This is a genomic window from Arthrobacter sp. B0427-1-12, assembly GCF_059092905.1.
The window spans coordinates 1-4,285 of sequence record NZ_JBNHIC010000113.1 but is presented as its reverse complement, the minus strand read 5'-3'; the positions used below and the strand labels follow the sequence as shown (position 1 = coordinate 4,285).

Annotated in this window: 5 protein-coding genes; 3 read left to right on the top strand and 2 right to left on the bottom strand. The window is 65.4% G+C overall.

Annotation, left to right across the window (positions count from 1 at the left end; translation table 11 throughout):
* A partial coding sequence (locus AC5RWU_RS23735; RefSeq protein WP_493986632.1) for an SOS response-associated peptidase family protein occupies positions 1-358 on the top strand: 358 nt, incomplete at its 5' end.
* Positions 359-1,038: 680 nt separating this feature from the next.
* Here the strand turns inward: AC5RWU_RS23735 and AC5RWU_RS23730 are convergent.
* The gene (locus AC5RWU_RS23730; protein WP_493986630.1) at positions 1,039-1,419 is read right to left on the bottom strand and encodes a DUF7793 family protein; all 381 of its coding nucleotides are present in this window, start codon (positions 1,417-1,419) and stop codon (positions 1,039-1,041) included.
* A gap of 328 nt (positions 1,420-1,747) precedes the next feature.
* Positions 1,748-1,990 (bottom strand): acyl carrier protein, encoded by a 243-nt coding sequence (locus AC5RWU_RS23725; RefSeq protein ID WP_493986629.1) that lies wholly within the window; start codon positions 1,988-1,990, stop codon positions 1,748-1,750.
* A 282-nt stretch (positions 1,991-2,272) separates the two neighbouring features.
* Here AC5RWU_RS23725 and AC5RWU_RS23720 point away from each other — a divergent pair, with 282 nt between their 5' ends.
* Both AC5RWU_RS23720 and AC5RWU_RS23715 read left to right on the top strand, forming a co-directional pair.
* Entirely contained in the window at positions 2,273-2,443 is a 171-nt protein-coding gene (locus tag AC5RWU_RS23720) for a hypothetical protein (RefSeq protein WP_493986628.1), read from the top strand.
* 193 nt (positions 2,444-2,636) lie between these two features.
* Positions 2,637-3,860, top strand: a complete 1,224-nt coding sequence (locus AC5RWU_RS23715; RefSeq protein ID WP_493986627.1) for a glutamate--cysteine ligase — start codon at positions 2,637-2,639, stop codon at positions 3,858-3,860.
* Positions 3,861-4,285 lie beyond the last annotated feature (425 nt).

The window sequence follows — 4,285 nt, the reverse complement described above, 5'->3', positions numbered from 1 at the left end:
GGCAGCCTCCGGGGCTGCCGCTTTCATCGTCCCACCGCGTCAGCGTCTGCAACAGCTGGAGAAGCCCTCGTTCCGGTCCGCTGCGGTCAGACGCCGGGCCCTGGTGCCGGCGGAGGGCTTACTACAAGTGGATGAAGACCGCCAACGGGAGGGTCCCTACCTACCTGCGCCCGGCGGAGGGGGTTTGCTGGCGTTTGCGGGGCTGTATGAGTTCTGGCCGGATCCGTCCCTGCCGCAGGACCATCCGGACAAGTGGCCGGCCACCTGCACCATCATCACCACCAGCGCCCAGGATTCACTCGGCCACATCCACGACCGGACCCCGGTCATCGTGCCCGAAGACCTGCAGGCCGACTGACTGGACCCGAAGACCACGGCCAAGGCCGACGTCGTCGGCCTGCTCGATGCCATGCCGGAGCCGGAGCCGGTCCCGGTAACGGTCAGCGACCGGGTGAACTCGGTGCGCGACAACGGGCCCGACCTGATCGAGCCCATGGACGACGCAGCCGATCAATAGCCAGGCTTTCAGGCTTAACCCCAAGCTGGTCTGAACGCCGAGAACAGCGCATATGTCCTGTTTAAACGGCAGCAGGGAAGGCAAAGCTTTGTGGCTTCCTGCCGCCGGCGCGGGTTTTAGAAGGCGGGCTCGGGGGTTGGAAATCCACACCATTTGCATGCGTAGTAGAAGGTCCCGCCTGAATCGTGCAGGTCAACATGGCTGATGATCCAACTGTGTTGGCCTGCACAGTCATCCCGCATACCTGCTTCGGGGAAGTCACCCGTACTCATTCAGGAAGTTTACGGTAGCCAAAGATTCGCCTCATGCACCGGCAGCGATAAAGAACACTGCCGGTATGGAGAACTCCGCGGCGGCCCGTCTCTCAGGGCAGCCGACGCGCAGGGCTGTCCTCCGGCCTGCCGGGCTCCAGGTACCGATGGGTCCGGCTGCCATCCGGCGCACCTTCAGTCCATGAGGGCAGCCGTTCCAGTTTGCCGATCTCACCCGGAGGAAAAGGCCTGTGGGACTGCTGAGGCCGGTCAGCGCGTACGGCTCTCCAGCAGCCACTGCAGGGCTTCACGATGTGAGGTGAAATACCGGGTCGGGCACGGGGGCGTGTAGACGCCGAGGAAGAAATTGACCAGTACCCGGTCCACGGGCGATGTACCCAGCAGCGCGATTTTCGAGGCGCAGGACGAACGGGTGAAAACCGTACGGGCACCCCGGCTGACCGAGGCCGTGCCGGCCATGTCAATCAGCAGCGGCCGGCCTGTCCCGCCGCACATGTCATTGACCAGTTCCATCGCGGCACGGGCGTCCTCTTCTCCAATGTGAACACCGGCCGTCCACCGCAGGAACAGGATCCCCTCATCGGTCAAGCGCAACGATGCTGTCCGGTCCCCGGTAAATCTCTCCGTCATACACCATCTCCCCTGCTCGGCCCTGACTCTAACGGGACAGCACGTACCGTATCAGGACACCGTTTTCCCGCCCCTGCAAACCTCAGCCGGGCCCTCTATCCATATCGGCCCCGTCCGGAGCCGCAGAGGTTTACCGCCGGACAAGGGCTTCCGGCTCCGGAGGGCCAGCCAACAGGTCAATGACCATCTCACTGCCGGGGCTCCGGCGCGCCGGGTCGGCATCTGCAGATGCGCACTGTGCAGGCGGTGACCGGTCCTACGCAGGCATGAGTCGGGGGCCGTACCCGGTAGTGCGGTGTACAGCCCCCGACACGGGCCATCCCGGCAGTTAGGTCAGGGCCGGCCCGGATTCCTCCGAGCCGGAGCGCTCCTTGAGGAATTCGTGGCACCGGGCCGCACGTTCGGAATCCTGGGACATGATCTGCTCAAAGAATTCCGCGATGTCCTCACGGCCGGCATTACGGGCATCACGCACATACTGGCCGTAGTCATGACTGGCTTTGAGCGAGTGGTACTGCACGGAAATCAGATCGTAGGACACATCATCAAAACCTGTTTCACCGGTAGCCATCAGGCACCTCCACGGTCTTCGGCAACGGACCACTTCAGGCTAGGCCGCCCCTGCAGCAGCGGCAAGAGAAAGCGCAGGCTGGCCCCTCACCACCGCCCGCTACAGAGAAACCAGGCATGAACCGACCCGGCTTCCGGCCGCCTTTCAACCCCGCCTTTTTGGATAGAACGGCCGGGTTTTTGGATAGAACGGCCGGACCTTGCGTGCCCGGGTACGCCGCCGATTTTGGATGCGTTCGGATCTTCGCTTCGCCCGGCCCCGGGCCGGTGGGACCATGAGGGTATGCGCGATGAAGCATCCGAGGCCGCCCATACCGGCCCGGCCCGCCTGCCGGACACCGCCAAGGCCGGATCCGACTCCAACAAGGATCTGCGGGCCCTGTGGCGCCGCCGCGAGGAGGCCGAGGACAAACTCCGCCAGCGCGTGGAAGCCGCCAAACGAAAAACCGATTAATAAGGACGCCCTCCCTCCTCCGCCGGCCGGCGAGGAGCGGAATCTGACAACGATTATCAGCCCCCGCTGGCTGAACCGTTTGGGGACAAGCACCGAAACCGCCGGCGGACACCGGCCGGGTGAACGGGCGCTGTTATGTTTGTGGCAGGTCCTGAAAGGGCTTGCCGGGAATCATTTCGTGTTAGGCCTCTGGATGACCCCTACCTCAGCAACCGGTAACACAGGCGGCCGCTACCCCCTTGCGGTCACTTCCACCCAAACACCCCGTTCCCTGTCCGGTACACCGGTACGCACCTTCGGTGTGGAGGAAGAGCTCCTTTTGGTCGGTGCTGCCAGCATGCAGCCTTTGGCCGCGGCCTTTGATGTTGTGGCCGCGGGCCGGGACGAGGGCGGTGCTGACAAGGTTCCTTCCGGGCAGGGACCGGGCAGGCACCAGCTCATTCTGGAAGTTCAGCAGGAACAAATTGAGGTAGTGGGCCCGCCGCAGTTGTGGCTGACCGATCTGGCCGGCGCCATCAGGCACGGGCGGGCAATGGCGGATGCAGCCGCGGTGCGGGCGGGGGCACGGGCTGTGGCCCTGGCGACCTGTCCGCAGCCCGTGCGGCCGCACCTGGTGCCAAGTGCGCGTTACCGGAGGATACGTGAGCGCTTCGGGCTGACCCTGCAGGAGCAGCTGACCTGCGGGTTCCATGTCCACGTTTCGGTCGAATCGGCGGAGGAGGGCGTTGCCGTTCTGGACCGGATCCGCTCCTGGCTGCCGCTGATCATCGCGTTGAGCGCCAATTCCCCGTTCTGGAACGGTACGGATTCCGGTTACAGCAGCTACCGGTACCAGGCGTGGAGCCGCTGGCCCTCAGCGGGACCGGTGGAACTTTTCGGTTCAGCCGCCGAGTACAACCGGCAGGTCGAGGACCTGCTGAACTCCGGAGTCCTGGTCGACGACGGCATGATCTATTTCGATGCCCGGCTCTCCCGGCGGTTCCCCACCGTGGAGGTGCGCGTAGCGGACGTGTGCCTTGATCCCGCCCATGCTGCCGCCATAGCCGGAATCATCCGCGCCCTGGTGGAAACGGCCGCACGGCAGTGGCGCTCCGGCCGGCCTGCGGAGCAGGTGACCGTGTCCCAGCTGCGATTGTGGTCATGGGAGGCCAGCAGGTCCGGGGTTGAAGACCAACTGGTGGACCCCGTAACCCACTGTCCCTGCCCAGCCGCCGACGCCGTCGGCCGGCTGCTGGACCTCGTCCGTCCCGTCCTGGCCGAGTGGCAGGAAGACCCGATCGTGGAAACAGCGGTCGCAGGCATCCTCAGGAACGGCTCCGGGGCCACCCGGCAGAGGGAATCCTATCGGAGCCGCGGCAGGATCGAGGACGTAATCCGCGACGCCGTCAACGCGGGCTGCGGAGACCGCCTGATCTAGCCCGCGCAAATTAGCAGAGCGGACACCGATCACGTTCTGGCGCCTTCCCCGGCACCGGCGGCAGCCAAGGATGCACCCGCGCCGGGGCCGGGCCTGGCCCTGCCGCCGGCCGTGGTGGGACGGCCCTCTTACCGGCTCCCCGACCGGGGCGCTACTCACCTGCGGCTCCAAGGAGATTACAGGCTGTCTGTCCTACGCTGGCGGTGTTCACCCTTGGAACGGTTTGAACACCAGTCGGACCAGGCTCCCATCCTTTGGAAGGACGGGAGCCTGCTCCACGCCCCGCCAGCTGTGGTGCACCGGCTCCTTCAGCGCCGATAACAGCGCACAGGGGTATTTAGCTGACCGGACCGTCGCGGTCAGTGGAACGCCAGGGATGGGCTGCCCGGGGACGGTCCAGGCTCGGTGGATAACCGCCGGTCCCG

Coding starts and splice junctions, on each gene's coding strand:
- AC5RWU_RS23730 (WP_493986630.1), bottom strand. CDS start 1,419: ATGACGGAGAGATTTACCGGGGACCGGACAGCATCGTTGCGCTTGACC.
- AC5RWU_RS23725 (WP_493986629.1), bottom strand. CDS start 1,990: ATGGCTACCGGTGAAACAGGTTTTGATGATGTGTCCTACGATCTGATT.
- AC5RWU_RS23720 (WP_493986628.1), top strand. CDS start 2,273: ATGCGCGATGAAGCATCCGAGGCCGCCCATACCGGCCCGGCCCGCCTG.
- AC5RWU_RS23715 (WP_493986627.1), top strand. CDS start 2,637: ATGACCCCTACCTCAGCAACCGGTAACACAGGCGGCCGCTACCCCCTT.